Annotated in this window: 19 protein-coding genes; 15 read left to right on the forward strand and 4 right to left on the reverse strand. The window is 38.9% G+C overall.

Annotated elements, in window-relative coordinates:
• Positions 1 to 272: 272 nt before the first annotated feature.
• The 3 genes from nifS to nifB form a co-directional block, all read right to left on the reverse strand.
• A complete protein-coding gene (gene nifS / locus P9B04_RS04405; protein ID WP_342053784.1) occupies positions 273 to 1,682 on the reverse strand; it encodes a cysteine desulfurase NifS in 1,410 nt (469 codons plus the stop codon).
• Between the two features lie 107 nt (positions 1,683 to 1,789).
• Positions 1,790 to 1,987: a hypothetical protein gene (locus tag P9B04_RS04410; RefSeq protein ID WP_342053785.1), complete on the reverse strand. Its 198-nt coding sequence runs from the start codon at positions 1,985 to 1,987 to the stop codon at positions 1,790 to 1,792.
• Positions 1,988 to 1,990: 3 nt separating this feature from the next.
• Positions 1,991 to 3,463 carry a nitrogenase cofactor biosynthesis protein NifB gene (gene nifB / locus P9B04_RS04415; RefSeq protein WP_342053786.1) on the reverse strand — a complete coding sequence of 491 codons (1,473 nt, stop codon included), beginning with the start codon at positions 3,461 to 3,463 and terminating at the stop codon, positions 1,991 to 1,993.
• A gap of 995 nt (positions 3,464 to 4,458) precedes the next feature.
• Between nifB and cysE the strand changes: the two genes are divergently transcribed.
• The 13 genes from cysE to P9B04_RS04480 all read left to right on the forward strand — a co-directional run bounded on the left by cysE (position 4,459) and on the right by P9B04_RS04480 (position 17,288).
• Entirely contained in the window at positions 4,459 to 5,169 is a 711-nt protein-coding gene (cysE, locus tag P9B04_RS04420; protein ID WP_342053787.1) for a serine O-acetyltransferase, read from the forward strand.
• Positions 5,170 to 5,188: 19 nt separating this feature from the next.
• A complete protein-coding gene (locus P9B04_RS04425) occupies positions 5,189 to 5,473 on the forward strand; it encodes an Asr1405/Asl0597 family protein (RefSeq protein WP_342053788.1) in 285 nt (94 codons plus the stop codon).
• Between the two features lie 288 nt (positions 5,474 to 5,761).
• Positions 5,762 to 5,974 (forward strand): DUF2949 domain-containing protein, encoded by a 213-nt coding sequence (locus P9B04_RS04430; RefSeq protein ID WP_342053789.1) that lies wholly within the window; start codon positions 5,762 to 5,764, stop codon positions 5,972 to 5,974.
• 144 nt (positions 5,975 to 6,118) lie between these two features.
• Positions 6,119 to 7,252, forward strand: coding sequence for a homocitrate synthase (gene nifV, locus P9B04_RS04435; RefSeq protein WP_342053790.1), 1,134 nt, complete (start codon positions 6,119 to 6,121; stop codon positions 7,250 to 7,252).
• Positions 7,239 to 7,571, forward strand: coding sequence for a nitrogen fixation protein NifZ (locus P9B04_RS04440; protein ID WP_342053791.1), 333 nt, complete (start codon positions 7,239 to 7,241; stop codon positions 7,569 to 7,571). The genes nifV and P9B04_RS04440 overlap by 14 nt, the downstream gene beginning before the upstream one ends.
• Before the next feature lie 68 nt (positions 7,572 to 7,639).
• Complete coding sequence (gene nifT, locus P9B04_RS04445) at positions 7,640 to 7,840, forward strand: putative nitrogen fixation protein NifT (RefSeq protein WP_342053792.1); 201 nt, start codon at positions 7,640 to 7,642, stop codon at positions 7,838 to 7,840.
• A gap of 332 nt (positions 7,841 to 8,172) precedes the next feature.
• Positions 8,173 to 8,772, forward strand: a complete 600-nt coding sequence (locus tag P9B04_RS04450; protein ID WP_342053793.1) for a (2Fe-2S) ferredoxin domain-containing protein — start codon at positions 8,173 to 8,175, stop codon at positions 8,770 to 8,772.
• The gene (locus P9B04_RS04455) at positions 8,772 to 9,200 is read left to right on the forward strand and encodes an ArsC/Spx/MgsR family protein (protein WP_342053794.1); all 429 of its coding nucleotides are present in this window, start codon (positions 8,772 to 8,774) and stop codon (positions 9,198 to 9,200) included. The genes P9B04_RS04450 and P9B04_RS04455 overlap by 1 nt, the downstream gene beginning before the upstream one ends.
• A 266-nt stretch (positions 9,201 to 9,466) precedes the next feature.
• Complete coding sequence (locus P9B04_RS04460) at positions 9,467 to 10,396, forward strand: lysophospholipid acyltransferase family protein (RefSeq protein WP_342053795.1); 930 nt, start codon at positions 9,467 to 9,469, stop codon at positions 10,394 to 10,396.
• Between the two features lie 456 nt (positions 10,397 to 10,852).
• Positions 10,853 to 11,014 carry a hypothetical protein gene (locus P9B04_RS04465; RefSeq protein ID WP_342053796.1) on the forward strand — a complete coding sequence of 54 codons (162 nt, stop codon included), beginning with the start codon at positions 10,853 to 10,855 and terminating at the stop codon, positions 11,012 to 11,014.
• A gap of 42 nt (positions 11,015 to 11,056) precedes the next feature.
• Positions 11,057 to 12,118 (forward strand): mannose-1-phosphate guanylyltransferase, encoded by a 1,062-nt coding sequence (locus P9B04_RS04470; RefSeq protein WP_342053797.1) that lies wholly within the window; start codon positions 11,057 to 11,059, stop codon positions 12,116 to 12,118.
• A gap of 183 nt (positions 12,119 to 12,301) precedes the next feature.
• Complete coding sequence (locus tag P9B04_RS04475) at positions 12,302 to 13,951, forward strand: ABC1 kinase family protein (protein WP_342053798.1); 1,650 nt, start codon at positions 12,302 to 12,304, stop codon at positions 13,949 to 13,951.
• A gap of 154 nt (positions 13,952 to 14,105) precedes the next feature.
• Positions 14,106 to 17,288 (forward strand): efflux RND transporter permease subunit, encoded by a 3,183-nt coding sequence (locus P9B04_RS04480; RefSeq protein ID WP_342053799.1) that lies wholly within the window; start codon positions 14,106 to 14,108, stop codon positions 17,286 to 17,288.
• A 138-nt stretch (positions 17,289 to 17,426) separates the two neighbouring features.
• Here the strand turns inward: P9B04_RS04480 and P9B04_RS04485 are convergent, their stop codons facing one another.
• Positions 17,427 to 19,955 (reverse strand): mannose-1-phosphate guanyltransferase, encoded by a 2,529-nt coding sequence (locus P9B04_RS04485; protein WP_342053800.1) that lies wholly within the window; start codon positions 19,953 to 19,955, stop codon positions 17,427 to 17,429.
• A gap of 592 nt (positions 19,956 to 20,547) precedes the next feature.
• Between P9B04_RS04485 and P9B04_RS04490 the strand changes: the two genes are divergently transcribed.
• On the forward strand, positions 20,548 to 21,354 hold the full coding sequence (locus P9B04_RS04490; protein ID WP_342053801.1) for a PEP-CTERM/exosortase system-associated acyltransferase: 807 nt from the start codon (positions 20,548 to 20,550) through the stop codon (positions 21,352 to 21,354).
• 52 nt (positions 21,355 to 21,406) lie between these two features.
• A partial coding sequence (locus P9B04_RS04495) for a hypothetical protein (RefSeq protein ID WP_342053802.1) occupies positions 21,407 to 21,687 on the forward strand: 281 nt, incomplete at its 3' end.

A 21,687-nucleotide genomic window follows, 5' to 3' on the forward strand; every position in this document is an offset into this window, starting at 1 on the left:
TCATCCCATAAGAACTCTCGTTCTTTACGTCAGTAGATATCTTCCGAGTTTGAGTAAAGGCTGTGAAACTTTACTCTTTGGGTCAAGAGGTGACGTTAGTGGAAGTCAGAAGTTAAACTAGCTGTTTATCTAAGTTTGACAACGAGCAAATATTTCAAAATCTGCTTCCATTGCTGTAATAACGTCGGGTTGAGAAGCGATGCTCATGGAGGCGATCGCTCTCTACCTTTTTGGTTGTCTAACATAGTGTTCTCCTCTTTATGAGTTTTTAGCTACACTGCAATAACGGTTAATTCTGGGTCAACTCGATCCTTTAATCTGGCTTCGATGGCCATTTTTAAGGTGGCGGTACTACTGGGACAAGCGTCACAAGCTCCTTTGAGAACTACTTTCACTAGGTCCCCCTCGATACCGTAGAGGTCTATATCTCCTCCGTCTTGTGCCAGGAAGGGTTTTACTTCTTCGTCTAAAATTTGTTGAATTAAAGTTGCTTTTTCTGCTTCTTTTTGTTTCAGTGATTCTGCTTCATTGCGAATTACAGGAGTAAGCGATCGCAAATGGGTGATAATATCGGGCAAAATCTCGATAACTCGGTTGATCTCTTTTTGAGTGGTATAACGAGATAAACTAAAGCGAATAGAACCTTGTAGCACACTTGCTGGTAGTCCCATAGCTTTAAGAACATGGGAGGGTTCCATGGAACCAGAGGTACAGGCAGAACCAGCAGAGGCACAAATCCCGTATTGATTAAGGGTTAATAAAATACCTTCGCCTTCTGCATTCTTAAAACCAATATTCGTGGTATTGGGTAATCTTTCTTCTGTGGTTCCGTTTACCACTGTATCGGCAATCAGGGTCAAAAGACTGGTTTCTAAATAATCTCTTAATTGTCTTTCGTGAGAGAGATTTGCTAGGTGATCTTTGGCTAATTCGCAAGCTTTTCCCAGGGCGATAATACCAGGAACATTCTCGGTTCCTCCTCGACGGCCTCTTTCTTGGTGTCCCCCAATCATAAAAGCAGGAAATTGGATTCCTTGGCGTACATACAACGCACCTATCCCTTTGGGGGCATGAATTTTATGGCCGGAGAGGGTTAACATATCGATGGTACTATTACTCATGTCCATCGGTACTTTCCCCACTGCTTGCACCGCGTCCACATGGAATAAGGCTCCGTATTCTTTGGCCAGTTGTCCCACCTGTTCAACAGGAAAAATAACCCCTGTTTCGTTATTGGCGTACATCATGGTCACCAAAGCCGTGTTCCCAGTTAGGGATGCTTGCACTTCATCGAGATCCAATCTTCCCTGATTATCTACTCCTAAATAGGTAACGCTATAACCTTGTTTTTCTAAATGTTTGCAAAAGTTTAAAACGGCTGCGTGTTCAACTTCTGTGGTAACAATGTGATGTTTATCCGGTTGAGCAGTGAGTGCCGCACAAATAGCTGCGTTATCTCCTTCTGTCCCACAACTGGTAAAAATGATTTCTGAGGACTGGGCGCCAAGTAAGTCTGCTACTTGTTCCCTGGCGGTTTTAACGGCTTTTGCCACTTGTCTCCCAAAGCTGTGCATACTGGAGGGGTTGCCATAATAGAGGGTGAGATAGGGCATCATTGCGCCGATTACTTCTTCGTCTATTTGGGTGGTTGCGTTGTTATCTAGGTAGATACAGTCTGTCATCAGTTTTTACCAGAAGTCAGGGTTTAGGAGTTAGTGGGGGCTTAATGGATTTTATTAAGCCCGTTACCAGAGGTTTCAAGCTGTTTTGCTGTTGCCAACCAAGCTAGTTATTGAGGCTCGGATAAACAACTGTAATCTTTGGAAAAACCTGTACAGGGAGGAATAGAGTAGTCATCAACACAGGTATTACAGTTATTGTCCGTTTCCCCTGGGGTTGAACTCGGAGGGTTGAGAACGGGGGTTTGAGAACTTCCTTGTGAGGACACTGGGGAACTTTGAGGACGATAGATAAGAGTTTCAAGCATACATTAGACTCCTAATGCTTGTTTCTGCATATAATCTTTGTAGAAGTTTATGGCAACGTTATCGATTATGTCGTAGGCTTCGTAAGGCTCTAAGCCTGCTTTCCGTAGTTCGTCTTGGGGACATTGACCAATCTTGGAGGCCAGAACCCCTTTACAATCGGAAATGGATTTAATAATGTTGCTTAAAGTGGCTTCTTCCCCGTAACCGCTTTGACAGTAGTGGTCTACTTTGCGGTGGGCAACAAATTTAACATCGGTTCCATCTACTTCAAAGATTTGGAATTCTTTGGCGTGACCAAAATGCTGGTTGACTAGGCGGTTACCTTTTGTGGCAACTGCTACCAATATCTTCGGTGCATTGCTTTGTTTGGCGGCTTTTTGTTGAGCTTTGGCAGCTTTGATTTCGGCGTTGAATTTCTCGATATTGTCGTGAACTTCCTGACGTTTTGCTACATCGTATTCGGGAGTCATCTCTAAGAATTTCTCTTTGGTGAACTCTTGAGAACGATCTTCTCCTAATAAACCCACAGCATCGGCACGACATTGACGGCAGTGACGCATCATTTTCATGTTACCAGAACACTTATCCTGTAAAGCTTTTAGCTCTTTAGGTGTGGGTCCTCTTTGTCCGGTTAAACCGAAGTGAGTACCGTGCTCGGGAGCAGAAATTAGGGGCATAATATTGTGCAAGAATGCACCCTTAGAACGAATCACTTGGTTAACTTCTGCTAAGTGTTCGTCGTTGATGCCGGGGATCATTACGGAATTGACTTTGCAAAGAACGTCTGCTTCTTTGAGGGCATCTAGGGACTCCATTTGTTTCTCATGAAGTATCTTAACCCCTTCTATTCCCTTATAACGTTTCCGATTATACCGAACCCAAGGATAGATTTTTTCCCCTATTTCTGGGTCGATCATATTAATGGTTAGTGTAACGTGGTCGATGTTCAGTTCTTTGATGCGATCGATATGTTCTGGTAACATCAACCCGTTACTAGATAAGCAGAGTTTAATATCGGGAGCTTGTTCTGCTACTAGTTCAAAGGTGCGAAAGGTTTGTTTAGGGTTGGCTAAGGGATCACCGGGTCCGGCAATACCTAATACGGTCATTTGGGGAATTTTTCCGCCAATAACCAAAGCTTTGTGGGCCGCTTCTTCTGGGGTCAGGACTTCACTTACTACCCCTGGTCGACTTTCATTAGCGCAGTCGTATTTACGATTACAATAGTTGCATTGAATGTTACAAGCGGGGGCAACAGCGACGTGCATCCGTGCATAGTGATGATGAGCATCTTCGCTATAACAAGGGTGTTTGGCTATTCTTTCTTGAATCTTTGCATCTATGGTTTGTGTGCCATTCCCACTGGAAGGACAAGCGCAACCGCCTTTAGCTTTTGGAATGAGTGGCGTTGCCGCAGGAGTGGCTGTTTTAGCCTTAGATGCGTCAGCGTTGATGAGACCAGTAGATTGTAACATTGAATTCCGTGAGTTAGAGGATGGATTAAAGCTTGACTAAAGCCACGACACCGAAGGTAAAGGAAAAAGCCCTAGCTTTGGTGTGCAACTTTGCTTAGAGGAATTGGTTCAGAGGCTTTAGAACGAGCAAAAGGGTAAAACAATAAACTGTTTGTCTTCGGGTTATGTCCTTTATAACACCCCCTTTTTTCTGGGGTGGTGATTTTTGAGTGGTTGAGATTCATTGAATTACTTAGTCTGCACTCATATCCTCAAATCCTTGTTTTACGAGGGTTTGAGGTGGATAAAAATTTTTTATGGGTACGGGGTACGGGTATTTATGGGGGGAGGCTTCTGTATTTTTACGGGGGGAGTCGAGCTTTTTTGTACTCAGGCACTAAGTCCTACTGCGTAAGGCTTGCAGTAGATTATTCTCTTGTTTTTTTTCCTCTCATTTTTCACTCAGTTATCAGTTAAGTTTATTGAGTTGTTTCTCAATAGGTCACTGCTCACAGTTAAAAGAAACACCGAGTTAGCTTCCTCTAGCCTCCCCAGTGCTGTCACGGAATTCAATTCTGTATCCAATGTAACATTTTCTGGCTGAGAGATTTGCTATCGACTGCTAGTTTTCGAGTTTTTGGAAAATAACACGGTTCAAAAATAGATTTAATCAGGCTTTTAGCTATTTTATAGTTTCTTAATTTTGAGTGGTTACTAATTTGGGCTATTATTATCCTAAAAAGGGTTCAAAAGTCTTGCTAGAAGCCAATTGTAACTGAGTACACAAATACAGAACCCCCACCCAAAAAATACTTTATCCCCTCTACAAAAATACCTGTCCCCTGACCCTAAAAAAACTTTTTCAAGCCCTGAAAGTCTCATTATATCTTGATCCTATCACAGCAACCAATCTATTAATAAACTCAACTAATTTGACTCACTATCTTTGCAGAGGGGAAAAATATAGGGCTTGGTATAAGCATAACAACTAAGTCTATGCGTAAGCGCGGAATTTAATGTTTGGATCACTCCCAGTCAGAGAGGAGCGTGGAAATCCCTCGGAAAGCTCTATTTCTGAAGTGCGTAGCCCCAAGCCTAACCTATGGAGCTTTTTGTGGCAAGATTTTCAAATTGTTTTTAAAAGAGATCCCGCCGCCCGTAATTGGTTAGAAGTGGTGTTTTGCTATCCAGGTTTACACGCTTTAGCGATTCATCGGCTGTCTCACTATTTATGGCGGGGTTATGTGCCTTTTTTGCCCCGTTTACTGTCCCATATTGCCCGTTTCCTCACCGGCATCGAAATTCATCCGGGAGCTACTATTGGTCGCGGGGTATTTATCGATCACGGTATGGGTGTAGTCATTGGAGAAACAGCCATTATTGGTGATCATTGCCTTATTTACCAAAATGTCACCCTTGGAGGGACAGGTAAAGAAAGCGGTAAACGTCATCCTACTCTTGGCCATTCGGTGATTGTGGGAGCCGGCGCAAAGGTTTTAGGCAATATTTGCATTGGTAGCCATGTGCGTATTGGAGCAGGATCTATCGTTTTAGGCGATGTTCCTCATGATTGTACTGTAGTAGGCGTTCCTGGCCGTATCATCTCCCGTAGTGGTCCGTTTTGCCCCCTAGAACACGGTAAATTACCAGATGTTGAAGGGAAAACGATTCGGATGTTATTAGACCGAATTGAAAAATTGGAACAAAAGATACAAAAACTATCTTGACCTTTACTGTAGAATCATAATGCAACCTTACAATTCTAATGCTCTAATCAGTCGAGTTGAGAAAGTTTCTCGTTGCGATCGCTGGACTGTTTATCAACGCCTTCAAGAATTAACTATTCCCTGTTGGTGTCCTGAAGATGGCTATCTCTGGGTAGGAATAGAAAATGGACTCCACGCGATATTATTACGTAGTGTTGTCTATAATGCGATCGCCCCACGCCAAGAGTTAATTACTTGGTTAGAGAGATGTTGGGAAACTGTTGATTATGAGTCCATCAAGTCTTATCAAACTAGACAACGGTAGAATCGCAAGTCTTTGCCTAGACTATTTATACTATACTGAGAAAATTCAGTAATCAGTTGCCTTCATCCTGGTTTTGGGTCTGATTCATGACTAATTATTATTGATAAAGTTAGGTTTTTCCTCTGAAACCGCTTTGTCTGTTTTCTCAGTTACAGCAGTGGGGGTACGAGTTAGAGCAACGGAGAGTCTTGAAACAAACAAGCGTGAAAAAGTAAATTTCCCTCCTGCTTTCTGCCTTTTGCCTCCTGCCTTCTATCAATGTTGATAACTGATCTTCTCAGTGCTGTCATGGAAAACAATTCGATTTCTACGGAATTCAGTCAATTTTTACAACAAGAGATGGCCTTGTCGAGAGACGATCTAGCAGTGGTCATCAACAATCAACGACAACCCGGCGATCCCATTCCCATGCTGCTTTGGCAATACGGTTTAATCTCGTTAGGAGAATTACAACGGATTTGGGATTGGCTAGATGCTCAAATTCAGTTTCAATTCCCCTAATTTTCGGTTAATGAGAGGAATATTGAGCTACACCGAAGTTCAACACAAGGGATATTGTAGATAACCCAGTCCAAGTAGGAGTCTGCAACCGTATTTCTTTCCTCTAAGAAATCGTAATACTAAACACCGAACTCACGTCGAGCTATGAATCACATCCATATCAATGATACAACCCTACGGGATGGGGAGCAAGCAGCCGGTATTGTTTTTAGTGCTGCCGAAAAAGTAGCGATCGCTTCGTTGATGGATGCCATTGGTATTCCTGAGTTAGAAGTAGGCATTCCCGCTATGGGAGGCTCAGAAGCAGAAGCCATTACCACCATTGTCCAAAAAGGTTTAAAAGCAGATCTTTTAGGCTGGAATCGTGCGGTTCGTTCCGACATAGAGGCATCAATTGCCTGTGGCTTAAAACGGGTTCATATATCTGTCCCTGTCTCTGAAATTCAAATTAAAGCGAAATTTAAAGGAAAAACTAATCTTGTTTGGGAGAGGTTAAAAGATAGTCTTAATTTTGCTGTAGATAAGGGTTTATTCGTTTCTGTGGGGGCCGAAGACGCTTCTAGAGCTACTGAGTCTTTTTTAATCGACATAGCTCAGTTTGCCGAGTCATTAGGGGCATCCCGTTTCCGTTTTTGTGACACGGTAGGGATTCTTGAGCCTTCAACCACGGCCCAAAAAGTGGCAAAATTGGTTAAGTCCATTAAAATCCCCGTGGAAATGCACACCCACAACGACTTTGGTTTAGCCACAGCTAACGCCTTAGCAGGGTTGCAAGCAGGGGCAACGGCAGTCAACACCACCGTCAATGGGTTGGGAGAAAGGGCTGGTAATGCAGCCTTAGAAGAGATGATTATGGCTCTGAAAAGGCTTTATCAGGTCAACTTAAACTTAGAAACCTCTCGTTTAAGAGAATTATCCCAACTGGTGATCGAAGCGTCCGGTATTGCCCTTCCCCCTTGGAAAGCGATCGTTGGAGATAATGTCTTTGCCCACGAGTCCGGTATTCATGCTCACGGTGTCCTAGAAAACCCCCAAACCTACGAACCCTTTTCCCCTGATGAGGTGGGTTGGAAACGCCGTTTAGTGGTAGGCAAACATTCGGGACGACATCTACTTACTAATGTCCTAAGTCAACATGGTATTCGTTTAAACCATGAAGAGTCCCAGATGGTGTTAGACTCAGTGCGTCGTTTATCGGTAGAGATGAAGCGCAGTTTGACCGATGAGGAGTTGCTTGATGTTGTATCCAATAGGAGTATGTCTCATGGGATTGTATAATTCAGGTGAAATTGAACTCAATGATCCACCAGTTTTTGAAATGGAGCAAAAGGTTCGTCTTCGGAAAATGATCCGCAACGATGGGACATTTCCTGGGAAAGAAATAGGCGAAACCTTAGCTAAAAAAGGCGATGTGGGCTACGTTGTTGGTATTGGTACCTATCTTCAAAGTTACTACATTTATGCGGTTCATTTCCTGGAAAATGGTTATGTTGTTGGGTGTCGTCGCAAGGAATTAGTTTCTATGGATGAACCTTTTGTGGATGATACCGATGATGAAGAAATTGTAGAAACCTCTCTACAAGAGTCCCAGGTTTAGTTAATAGTTAAAAACTATCAACTATCAACTATCAACTATCAACTATCAACTATTTCAGGAGTTTTGCCATGAAAGTTATGTTAAGCAGCAACGATCAAGGAAATTTATCCGTTTATGTTCCCAAAAAGGATTTGGAAGAATTAGTAGTGGAAGAAACCGTTGAAGGAAATGGTAAAATTCTCACTTTGGCCAACGGTTGGAAATTAAAATTTCCTGAACTTACCGATGAAACTACTTTACCTCAAACCTTAGAGGCAAAACGTCTTTAGTCTTCCTCCAGTTTTTATCGGGCTTAATTAAACAGTGAAGAGTGAACAGTTATGGGTGACTAATCAATCTAACTGAAACTGAATTAAGCCCCTTTCTTCGAGTTTTTTCTGCCATTTTTCTTGCTTATTGAGAGAATTTATAATTTGAGTAAGGTTTGGTTCTCCCACTAAACTTGACGCAAACTTTATTCTCATTTTAGTTGAGAAAATCTCTCATCACTTTAAAAAAAATGGTCATTTTTTTCAGTCCACAGTGACAATCACTGTTAACTGATAACTGATAACTGACAACTGGTAACCGATATTTCCTCCATCCTTCCACGAAAGCTGTCATGAGTTCAATTCATTCTAGGGAAACGACTACCTTTCAATTACAAGGTAAGTTTGTGGGCTTTATTTATAAGTCTAACGGTCAATCAAAATCTTTAATTCTAGCAGTTGGAGAAAGAGAATTAAGGATTAAAATCGATAAAAGTTTACGAGATACTAATGCTCTTAATCTATTACCTGGGGATTGGATTTCAATTACAGGAGAACAGGAGTTTAAGAAGGAAAGGTTTACTAAGTTAAAATTGAAAGCTTACGAAATTGAACGCCTAAGTTGTGACTTAAAATGTAATCCAGAACAGGAGACTAATACTATGGGTAAGACTAAAGAGAAAGCTTGTGCAAAAAAAGGTAAAATTCTACTCTGCAACAAATCTGATTGTGCAAAAAGAGGAGGAAAAGAACTGCATCGTGTTCTGGAAAAAACTATTTCCAATTTAGGGCTAGAAAAGCAGGTAACTATCGAGAAAACTAGTTGCCAGAAACGCTGTGGAAAAGCTCCTAATATGATTTTAATGCCGGGGAAATCTAAACACAGTAAACCTAACCCGAAAAACATTGCAGATCTACTCGAAGAACACTATCTTACTTCTGGAAAAAAATAATGGCTAATGTTACTTTTTACGAAAAACCAGGCTGCGGTAACAATACCAAACAAAAAACCTTGCTATTAGCTGCGGGTCATAATTTAGAAGCAAAAAGTCTTTTAACTGAAACCTGGACTCCTGAAACTTTACGCCCATTTTTTGGAGATTTACCCGTTAATTTGTGGTTTAATCCTAGCGCACCTAAAATTAAATCGGGTGAGGTGATTCCTGATAATTTAAGCGAGGAAAAAGCACTAGAATTGATGATAGCTGATCCTCTGTTAATTCGTCGTCCTCTGATTTATGTGGATGGAATTTATAGAGTGGGTTTTGATCCTGAAAAAATTGATGCTTGGATAGGTCTAAATCCAGACAATCCCGTAACAGAGGATTTAGAAACTTGTCCCCGTAGTCATGAGGAAAAACCTTGCTCAACTGTTAAATAGTTAATAGTTCATCCTTGAATTGTAATTTCGAGAAACAAAAAATCTCCCTAATATCCTAACCATAATAATTAGTATTATAGTTAGGATTTTTCTATATTTTTAATTGTTATTTTCTATCTCCCCTGCTCCGATCTCCCTGCTCCCCTGCAATCCTAACTAGGATATTTTTGACCTATTTAGTTTGTAGCATTCAACAAACTGGCCTCATGGTGACCCCTAATCATTGCATCACTAGAGAAAATAATTAAAGTGTTCTAGTTGCCATCATGTCAATATCTTTAGAATCTCCCAACACTCACGGCCCCATCACACCAAACACTATTCAACGGGCAAAAGAAGGCTTATGCGATGCCCAAAACCCCCAGATTAAACAAGCTATTCAACAGGGTTTAAATGAGCTAGAAACCGTGGCTGAGGGGACATTTCAAAGACCCATGAATGGTCATTTGCGTCGCTTAATATTGCGATCGCTGATCCACAGTCTGTTTCGGGTTCGAGTGGAATACCCCGAAAGGACTCCCCACAGTCCGGTTATTTTGGTGGCCAACCACCTCAACCATATCGACCCTTTTTTGCTGTTATCGGAGACCTCAGCATCTCCCTATTTTCACATTTTAGGGGATGCTCGTACCCTCTATAATAAGTGGTGGAAACGCTCAATTTTAGGTATTTTTGGCGGGGTCATTCCCTTAGTTCGTCGTTGGGGTGAAGAAACCGCTATTATCGAGGCTGCTAAAGGAGAAAATCAGGAATTAAAACCTCTAGCAGATGCGATCGAGGAAAATGTACCCTCTGGGGAGTCTATTAAGATTTTACGTCAAATTAATAAAACTGTTCAGGTCATTTTGGAACAAAGACAAGGGTTAATGCTGTTTCCAGAAGGCCGTCTCGGAAAAACGGAAGGAAAGTTAAGCGTTCCTTTAAAACGAGGAACCGCTATCTATGCGTTACGCAGTGGAGTCCCTGTGGTTCCTGTCGCTTTGATAGGAACAAAAAATCTATATTTTCGTAAAACTTTAACCCTTCGTTTTGGAGAACCGTTATCATTCCCTCAAGTTAAACACCCCAAACGACAAGATATAGATACAGCATTAGCAACTTTAGAAGAAGCATTAATGGAGTTATTGCCTTCTGATTATCAAGAACCTGACGAACTAAAGTTATTTTCGCATTTTTTGAATCATTTTTTCTGCTAACTTATTTTTCTCTGAATTTGTAATCTATGCAAATGAAAATTGCTATAACTGACATCTTGCACCAGTACATAAAAACTTAAATTAGTAAGCACTCAGCAGTCAGCGTTCGGCTTTCATCTCTTAGCTGAAAGCGTTAAGCTTATGTTTAATCTCAATCACAGCATAAGTAAGATAGAGATTGATATGTTTCAACTGATAGCTGATGGCTGATAGCTGAACGCTTACAAACTAGCCAGTTTTATCGAAGGTGCAAGATGTGAGTATAACTCCGAACTCCTAACACCGACTTTACATTTCCTTGACAGAAATTATCAGAAATATCTCGGTTAACCTATGTGAAATCTTGGATAAGTTGAGGGTGTGATCAAAATCACGATACTGGGAATATTTCGGTCACTTTACGTATTCTTTCTTAGACTTATAATTGAAATAAGATTGGTTATTAGTGACGATATTATGGCTAAAGCGTCTGAACAACCCCTTGAACCAAACCCTTTTCGTACCTATCGTGACCCAAAGACTGGGTTGTGGGTAGTATTACCTATTTCGGAAACGGAAAGTCATTTTCCCACCTCCGTAACAGAAAAAAATTCTCCAGACTCAAAAGAGGTTCTCTAAACAGGATACAATCATGTCAAAACCTGATTGATCAAAAGAAATATGACTCAACCTTTGATTCCTGTGATCCTTGCTGGTGGTAAAGGAGAACGCTTTTGGCCTTTATCCCGTCGTCAACGTCCAAAACAATTTTTATGTTTGGATGGTAGCGGGAAAAGTCTCTTACAAGCAACAGCAGATCGTCTTTTACCCCTAGCGAACCACTGGGACAATCTTTGGGTGATTACTGCCGGACCCATTGCTGATGGTGTTAGGGAACAATTACCTAATCTACCAGATAGCAACCTCTTGGTGGAACCTCAAGGAAAAGATACTGCCCCCGCAGTGGCCTGGACTACATTAGAAATAGCAAAACGTTATGGAGAAGATGCTGTCATTGGCTTTTTTCCGGCGGATCATTGGATCAAAAATACTGATGAATTTGAAACAACTCTAAAAGCGGCTTCTCAGTTAGCTGTTACAGAAAAAGCGATCGTTACATTAGGAATCAAAGCCGCTTATCCTTCTACGGGTTACGGTTACATTGAACAGGGAAATTTGAGTCACAATTTTGACAATTTACCTGTTTATAAGGTCAATCGTTTTACAGAAAAACCTGATTTAGAAACGGCTCAATCTTTTCTAGAAACAGGCAAGTTTAGCTGGAATAGTGGAATGTTTATTTTTCGTGCTGGTGTGGTACTAGAAGAGTTAGAAAAACACGCCCCCCAAGTTTTAAAACCGCTACAAGATAAAGGACAAGCTGCCTACGAAGAATTGGAAAAAATGAGCATCGATTATGCTCTAATGGAAAAGACAGAATTAACTTATGTTTTACCGGCTAATTTTGGTTGGGATGATTTAGGAGACTGGAATTCTTTAGAAAGATTAATTGATACGGATGGGGATAATGTGGAAATAGGAAATCATATTACTTTAGATAGCAAAGGAGCAATTATTTATAACAGCAATGACCAAGAAGTTATCGCTACTATTGGCTTAGAAGATGTAGTGATAGTTCGGGATAAAAATGTCACTCTTGTGGTTAATAAAAATCGCACTCAAGATATTAAAAAGCTTCTGAAAGAAATACAAAAAGACTCTCAATTAGATAATTTACTTTGACAGGATGTAATCACCAATACAACTTTGAAGAACATTGTTAGTTATATTATAGGTGATTATCATTGAGGGCTTAATACTATTAAGCCCATGTTATATTTTTTTGTTTTTCATTCAAATAATAAGCTGTGTAATAATCACAATCATTATTAAACTCTGTCAGCATTAACTAAAAAGAATTATTCTATGTTTTCCTTAACACAAACAAGTACCCGTCAAAGAGAAATTATCGAGGTTGTCCTTAGTAACGGTTGGGATTATATGCGGGGTTTATTAACAGGCAGAAAAGCAGAAGATCCCCAAGTACCACCTCCAGAAGTTCTCCGAAATATTTTAGTAGAATTGGGTCCTTTTTATGTTAAATTAGGACAAATTCTCAGCACTCGTCCAGATATTTTACCGCCTAACTATATCAAAGCATTAACCGCCTTACAAGCTAACGTTCCTCCTGTATCTTGGGAAGCAATTGAAAGGTTACTACGGCAGGAATTAAGACAACCCATAGAATCAGTTTTTAGTAATATTAATCAACAACCTATTGCTGCCGGTTCTATCGGACAAATCCACCGAGCAACTTTAAAAACTGGGGAAGAAGTTGCTATTAAAGTACAGCGGCCAGGTATTGATAAAATTGTTGAGCAAGACATTAGTTTAATTAAAGGAATTGCTGAGTTAGTTTCTCTAACAGAATTTGGACAAAATTACGATGTTGTTGAACTAGCTGATGAATTTTCTCAAGCAATTAAAGCAGAATTAAATTTTACTAAAGAAGCCAGTTATACTGATAAAATTAGACAAAATTTATCTGAGAGTCGCTGGTTTGAACCAGAACAATTAGTTATTCCTAAAGTGTATTGGGAGGTCACAAGCGAGAAAATTTTAGTATTAGAATGGTTAAATGGAAAACCCATCTTAGACGCTGATTTAAGTATTCCTGAAAGCAGTAAATCTATTGAGGTAAGAAAACAAGAAATTACTACTTTATTATTTAGGGCGTTTTTTCAGCAATTATATTTAGATGGCTTTTTTCACGCCGATCCCCATCCAGGTAATATCTTTTATTTAGATAATGGAAAAATTGCTATTATCGATTGTGGTATGGTGGGAAAACTTGACCCCAGAACCCAACAAATATTAACAGAATTATTGCTGGCAATTTTTGATTTAGATGCCCAAGGTTGTACTCAATTAACTATTGAATTGTCTCAGGGAGGAAAGGCAGAAAGTCTAGAAATATTGCGTAATGATTATGAACAAATCCTACGAAAATACTATGATTTGAGTTTGTCTCAGTTTAATTTTAGTGAGGTTGTTTATGAAATATTGCAAATTGCTCGTAAAAATAAGTTAAAGGTTCCTGGAAATTTAGGTCTTTATGCTAAATGTTTAGCTAATTTGGAAGGGGCGGCTAGACAGTTCAATCCTGAAATTAATTTATTTGACGAAATTAAACCTTTAATGACTGATTTATTCCGTCATCAATTAATTGGAGATACCCCATTACAAACCAGTTTAAGAACGGTTTTAGACCTAAAATCTATTTATTTAAAAACACCGCGACAAATCGATATATTATTAGATAGATTGTCTTCAGAAACCTTACAATGGAATCTAAGATTACGAGAATTAGAACCCTTAAGACGGAGTGTTGATTCTTCAGCAAATCGTCTTTCTTTTAGCATTGTTTTGGGTTCGTTGATTATGGGTGCCGCCATTATTTCTACTGGTTCATCCACACAAGAATTATCTGTCATTAGTAGTGTTTTGTTTGCCGCAGCCAGCTTATTAGGGGTTTGGTTAATTATTAGTATTTTGCGATCGGGCAGACTAAAATAATTATTAGTAACGAAAAAAATAAGAAGTCATACTAAATTCATTACACCGAACTCAGGTTTATTGATTTTCTAGCTTGAATTTTAATCCATTTAACTAATGTCGACATTGCCGTGCTAATCTTTAAGAAAGATTAATTTTCTTTAACTTTTTTCTCATGACTTCTGACTTTAAACCGTCTCGCTTGGGTGTTAGTGGGTTAGCTATTCGTCAACATATCGGCACATTAATGCTAACTTTAGCCGTGGTTGTAGTAGGTATTTTTTTCGTTACGACTATCCAGGTTGACTTACTTCCTTCTATTACTTATCCTCGTATTGGTGTTCGTATAGAAACTCCAGGTATTGCCCCAGAAGTTGCCGTCGATGAAATAACTAGGCCCCTTGAACAAGCCTTATCAGCAACGGAAGGAGTAGAATTAGTTTATTCTCAAACCCGCGAGAATCGCGTTAGATTAGACCTATATTTTAAGGTAGGTGGAGACATCGATCAGTCATTAAATGATGCTACAGCAGCCTTAAATCGTGCTAGTAATAATTTACCCAATAATTTAGAACCACCTCGTCTATTTAAATATGAACCATCTCAGTTACCAGTGTATGAATTTGCTTTAACTTCATCTATTAAAAAAGATGTGGATTTAAGGGTGTTTGCAGAAGAAGAATTAGCTAGAGAAATAAGCATTATTCCTGGTGTTGCTTCTGTGGATGTTTCGGGAGGTGTTGAAGAAGAAGTTAGAGTTAATATTGATTTGAATCGGCTGCAAGCTTTAGGAGTAGGTTTACGGGATGTTTTAGATGAGTTAGATGTAAGAAATCAAGATGTAGCTGGTGGTCGTTTATTAGGAAAAAATGAAGAACCTTTAACCCGTGCAGTAGGACGTTTTAAAACAGCAGAAGAACTTCGTAATCTTCCTTTTACAGTTAATAATAATGGAATTAATAATTTATCTCAACGGGTTTATCTACAAGATTTTGCTGAGGTAATTGACGGTACAGAAGACCAAAGAATTTTTGTATCTTTAAATGGAACTCCTGCGGTTAAATTCAGTATTCAAAAACAACCAGATGCTAACACTATTCAAGTTATAAATGCAGTGAAAGAGAAAATCAAAAATTTAACAGACAGTAATATTATCAGCAAAGATATGACTTTGGTTGCCACCTTAGATGAGTCTGTTTTTATTGAAAATTCTATCCAAAACGTAATTAATTCTGGTTTAATAGGGACAGCACTTGCTGCATTTGCAGTCCTCTTGTTTTTGGGTTCACTACGTCAAACTTTTATTGTTATTGTTGCTATTCCTCTCGCTACTTTAGGAGCAATTATTTTAATGAAAATATTTAATCTATCTCTAAATATTTTTAGTTTAGGAGGATTAGCTTTGGGGGTAGGAATTGTGGGGGATAATTCTATTGTAATGCTCGAAACTGTTGCAGATGGAGTTGGAGTTATTCCAGGTAAAAAAAGTAAAAGTTCTTTAAAATCAGGGGATTTAATTAAACAATCAATTAGTAGCAGTCAGACTGTAGAATCAGCTTTGATTGCCTCCACTAGCACTAATTTAGTAGCTATCATACCTTTTTTAATGATTGGAGGTTTTATATCATTATTGTTTAACGAACTAATTTTAACTATTAGTTTTGCTGTAGCTACTTCAATTTTAGTTGCCTTAACTATTGTGCCGATGTTAGCCTCAAGGTTATTATCTATCCGTTGGTCTAGTGGATTACATAAATTTTGGCCTTTGTATTGGTTTAATAGAGCTTTTCAGCAACTTACTAAAGGTTATCAATGGTTTCTTCTTAAACTTATTAAACTGCGTTGGATAGTTATTATTATTTCTTTTCTTATTCTAGGAGGAAGTAGTTTAAATTTAGCTCAACAAATACCTCAAGAAATTTTGCCAAGAATTAATACAGGGCAAGTAAGGTTCTTTGCTCAATTTCCTCCTAATACCTCTTTGGAAACTAATCGTAAAGTAATTAAAATAACAGAAGGTATCTTACTAAAACAACCAGAAACCAAGTATATTTTTAGTACATCGGGGGGATTTTTATTTGGTTCTAATACTACTGAGAATGTTTTGCGAGGTTCAGGTAATATTACTCTAAAACCTGGTACTGATATAGAAGCTTACATAGAGAAAGTAAGTCAAGAATTTAATAAATTAAATTTAGTTGGTATTCGCTTACGACTATTTCCTGATGGGGTAAGAGGATTAACTCTCAATAACTCTCCCGTTAGACGGGCTGATATCGATCTAATTCTACAAGGAAATAACCAAAATAGTCTAGAAAAAGCAGGAGAAACTGTATTAAAAGCATTAGGAGAAAATGCAAGCCTAGCTAAGTTTAGTCCCGATGGCGATCCTCGTCAACCTGAAATTCAAATTCGCCCTGATCTTGAACGATTAGCTACTTTTGGATTAAATATAGCCGACATTGAAGATTCTCTAGAAACTGCTATACAAGGTGTAGTTGCAACTCGCTTACAGAGAGAAAATCGTCTCGTAGATATTCGAGTACAACTCAATGGTAGTTTTATTGATAGTCCCTCTGAATTAAAGGATATTCCACTTTTTACAGAAAGAAATCGTCAAATACGTTTAGGAGATGTAGCTAAAATCTACAAGGGAAAAGCACCCGCCGAAATTCAACGAATTAATCAGCGTCAAGTATTCATCATAGAAGGAGATTTAACAGAAGGGGCAAATTTAGGAGCAGCTTTGGAAGAGATGAAGACAATTTTAGATAACATAGAATTGCCAGAAGGGGTAAGAGTTTTGCCTAGTATTGCTGAAAAAACTAGCAAAAATTTACAAAGTTCATTACGTATTTTAGCTGCTTTAGCTGCCTTTTTGGTCTTTGTTCTTCTGGCAGTACAATACAATTCTTTAGTTGATCCTTTGGTAATTATGTTAACCCTTCCCTTAGCGTTATCTGGTGGTATTTTTGGGTTATATATCACTCAAACTGCTATTGGCGCAACCGTGGTTGTCGGGGCAATTCTATTAGTAGGAATTGTGGTTAATAATGCTATTGTGATGATAGAATTAGCTAATCAGATTAGAGTAGAAAAAAGTTGCGATCGCCGCACAGCAATTATTCAAGCCGCACCCCAAAGATTACGCCCCATTTTGATGACAACTATTACCACAGTTTTAGGGATGTTACCGTTAGCAATAGGAGGAGGAGAAGGGGGAGAATTTTTACAACCTTTGGGGATTGTTGTTTTTTCGGGGTTATCTTTAGCGACTTTATTAACCTTATTTATTATTCCCTGTTTTTATATTTTAGTTTATGATTTTTTCCCAAATAACCACCAACTTAAGAGATAAGTACCTGGACAAAAATAAACGTTACAGTTGAGAAGAGGCAGGGGGCAGGAGGCAGGGGGCAGGAGTAGGGTTACAGCTATATTTACAAAAATTTATACAGTCAGCTTTATTTATGCCCTACTACTTATTAATAAAGAATCACACCATACTAATCAAATCCCCTTGTTCTTGTTCAATAAACTTTTGTACTTTGCGACGATATTCCCTAAGATTAGTGTCCACCCATTCCCTGTCATCGCTGTTGGCTACAATATGTACAAAAGGTTCACCCGCATCGGGTAAAATCAGCACCCAATTGTCGTTTTGAGGGTTAATAACTTTTACCCCATCGATTAATTCTAATTGTTCGTGATGGTGAATTTCTACTAAATAACGCATCAAAGACCCTTTTATCTTCCAGGGACAGCGCAGAACATAGGATTTATGACAAATACGGGGTAATTCTGCTTGAATTTCCACCAGCGATCGCTCCTGAGTAGCCAGCATTTCCAACAGTTTTGCTAAACTGAACATAGCATCAAACCCTGGATGTAACTGGGGAAAGATAAAACCAGTGTCCCCACTTCCTCCCAGAGAGACGTTACAATTAGTTTGGGAAGTTTCCATCAAAGAGGTAGGATTGGACTTAGTCCGAATTACCCTACCATCGTGACGACGAGCGATTTGCTCCACTGCGCTAGACGCTTCCACCGGTACAACCACCGTACTGCGAGGATAAGCAGTAAAAATAGTATTAACCATCAAAGCAGTTAACCATTCTCCCCGTATGGGGACACCAGATTCATCCACAAGAATAAATTGTTCTCCATTAGCAGAAACTTGCGCCCCCAAATTAGCTTTGACTGCTTCAACAACTTGACTCAACTGATTTAGTAGGGACTCCCTTTCCTCCGATGCAACCGTGGTTTGACGTAAACTAGCATTGAGAACAATGACATCACAACCAAATTTAGTCAGAAGTTGCGGTAAAATCGCCCCTGACACCCCATAAACGTAGTCAATGACAATTTTGGGGTCGCTGTTGCTAATGCGTTCGAGATCCAATTGGGTTTCAAAAGTTTGACGATAGGTATCGATTACTTGCGCCGGATATGACATACTGCCAATATCAGCAATACCTACTCGTCGTAAATCTTCCTTAAAATAAGCTCCTTCGATTTTCTTTTCTTGAGACTTGGTAACGTTGATCCCCTGCTCGTCAAAAAATTCGATTAGAATATGATCCATGCGATCGGGATGGGCCCGCAAATGAACCCCACCAGATACCCCTAATTGTGGGGTCATAGTACGGGAAATAGGAATAGCAGTAGCTTCCAGGTTCTGAATACTGATTCCCACGGACATCAACCCAGAAATCAAAGAACGGCTAATCATACGGGAAAATCCCCGTTGATCCCTTGATATCACCACCTGAGATCCTGCTTTGAGGGTTGATCCATAAGCTGCCCCTAACTTTACCGCAAATTCTGGGGTAATATCCACATTAGCTAACCCTGTAACTCCCCGTTGACCAAACAAATTACGGTTAGCGGTGCTACCCCAAATTAAGTTAATGTTCAAGATAGCTCCTGATTCGATGCGTTTACTAGGCCAAACTCGAACGTTAGAACTAATTTGTGCTTCTTCCCCTAAAATGGATAATGGGCCAATAATTGCCCCTTCTAACACTTGCGCTCGACGATCCACACGGGTTCCCCTAGCGATGACACAGGCAGCTAAATAGGATTCATCCCCAACGGTAACACCATTCCAAATAATCGGCCGTTTCAAGTCGGAAGCTGCCCCAATAGTGACGTTATCCCCCATCACACATCCCTGTTCGATCATCACCCCCGGACCAATGCGACAGTTATCCCCAATCAGTGCCGGTGGTTGAATTTTGGCAGAGGGGTCAATGTAAGTATTTTGACCCAACCAGATACCCGGAGAATCTTCTTTATAGGCAAAATTGAGGGCAACTTTTTTTTCTAGTGCGTCGTATTGAGCTTCGCGATAAGCGTCTAAATTCCCTACATCGCACCAATACCCCTCGGCAATGTAACCGTACATGGGTTCGTTTTTCTCCAGGAGAAGGGGGAATAAGTCCTTGGAAAAGTCACTTTCTTGGTTGAGGGGAAGATACTTGAGGACATCCGGTTCTAAAATGTAGGTGCCAGTGTTAACCGTATCGGAGAAAATTTCGCTAGAAGAAGGTTTTTCTAGGAAACGGATAATTCTTTGGTCTTTATCGGTGATTACCACCCCAAATTCCATCGGGTTAGGGACGTGGGTAAGAACGAGGGTAGCTTTGGATTTTTTTTGACGATGAAATGCGATCGCAGCTTGTAGATCAAAATCGGCTATACTGTCCCCACTAATGACCAAAAAAGTGTTTTGTAGAAGATACTCCACGTTTTTTACACAACCAGCAGTGCCTAACGGTTGTTCATCTTCCACAGCATAGGTTATTTCTACTCCAAATTCTCTCCCATCTTGAAAATAATCCCGCATGACATCGGGAAGATAGTATAAGGTGGCGATGATTTCTGTTATGTCATGTCGCCTCAGTAAATTAATTATATGTTCTGCAATAGGGCGATTTAATATAGGTACCATTGGTTTGGGTAAATCGCAGGTCAATGGACGTAGTCGGGTTCCTGATCCACCAGCCATCAGCACTGCACGCATAAATCCTCCTCAATGGTTGATTTTTGTTACTTATCGTTACAATCTAAGCCAAAATCTCTATGTTCTACCATAGCTTATTTTTGGAGGTTGGAGGGGGTGATCTAAAATTTAGAATTTAGAATTTATAATGTAAAAACTAACAAATAGAGAATAAATCAGCTTATTTGTCCGAAGTAAACATTTTTTCTAGATTATTGTTCTATTTTAAAACATTTACCTACAATATAGTAGTTTAGATATTAAAGTATCCTTAGCTCTTTGCATATAATTTTATTTCTAAACTATAATCTAAAGTCGAGACTTGATGAATCCTCTTAGTTTGATTCATGAACTCTCTGAGAAAATATATTTTTATCTAAAAATATCCTTTTAAGGATATTTTTTTCTTTTGACAGGGAATAAAAAAGAATCTGAGTTAATATTAACAAAAATTTTACATTTCATTGTTATCTTGGCATTATGCTACATTTAACAGTCAAATAGTTGTATGTATTTCTGGAAAGAGCTTAAATGTTTGTACCCTTTTTACAAAACTTAATGTAGCTAACTTCAGAGATATTACGGTTCTTTTTTAATATTTTATCAAGATACTATGCAAACAAGTCAAAAAAACATTTCAAATAGACAAAATAAGAGAATGGGTAATCAATTAATTGTCAAAAAATATAGAAAATATGAAGGAGTTACAGAACATTTTTTCAATCATTTTACCCCTATATTTGCACATACAGATAAGCTAAAACAAGAAATATATAAGATTCGTTATCAAGTTTATTGTGAAGAACTAAACTATGAATCCAAAAATAAGTTTCTTGATAAAAAAGAACAGGATGTTTATGATCATCGTTCTTATCACTTTTTGTTAGAACATAAACCTAGTGGACAATACGTAGGTTGCGTTCGTTTAATATTTCCCACTTCAGAAAAAACACAAGTATTATTTCCCTTTGAAAAAATATATAATAAGAGTGTCAATTTTGATATCAAATGTAGACAAAACCACTGTGAAATATCACGGCTAGCCATACTGAAAACATTTCGGAAACCTCAAAAAAATAGTTTATGTGCTACGGGCGTAAATTTTTGTACTCAGGATAAAAAATACAATGTACCGCTTATTTCTATGGGACTTCATGGAGCATACATTAGTATGGCGGCCTTTTGGGGATTTAAATTATTTTGTCTAATAGAAAAGTCCTTAGCACGTCACTATCAACTTTATGGTATTAAAACTCATCAAATTGGGCCAATGATAGATTATCGCGGTAAACGTATCCCATTTCTCATGAAACCTAGAGAAATTCTCAGAAATATTGATCCCAGTCTCCGTGAGTTATTTGAGGCTATTCAACAAAAATTACTAAGTTCAACTCCATCCTTGAGTTTACTCTCAGTTTAACCGAAAGTTTCATTCTGTTTATAAATAGTATAGAAAAACAAACTACCTAACCATGCTGAATTCATTATCTAAGTCTTCACTAACTGAATTATATGAAGACAAAATTAAAGTGGCTCGTAACCGGTTTGATGATAACCCTGCTTTATCGATTATTCTTGCTCCAGATGTAAATCCAAAAATGTTAGAAGCATTTCTGATTTACTACAATGCACTAGGGGTTTATATGACAGAGCCAGTAGAAGATTGGATCTATCGAGCTGGAAATAAATGTAAGAATATAGTATCTTCTCAAAAAGCCAGGGGTCACTCGCTGCGAAAACTTAGGCCAAACAT

The organism is Crocosphaera sp. Alani8, assembly GCF_038442745.1.
Taxonomy (GTDB): Bacteria; Cyanobacteriota; Cyanobacteriia; order Cyanobacteriales; family Microcystaceae; genus Crocosphaera.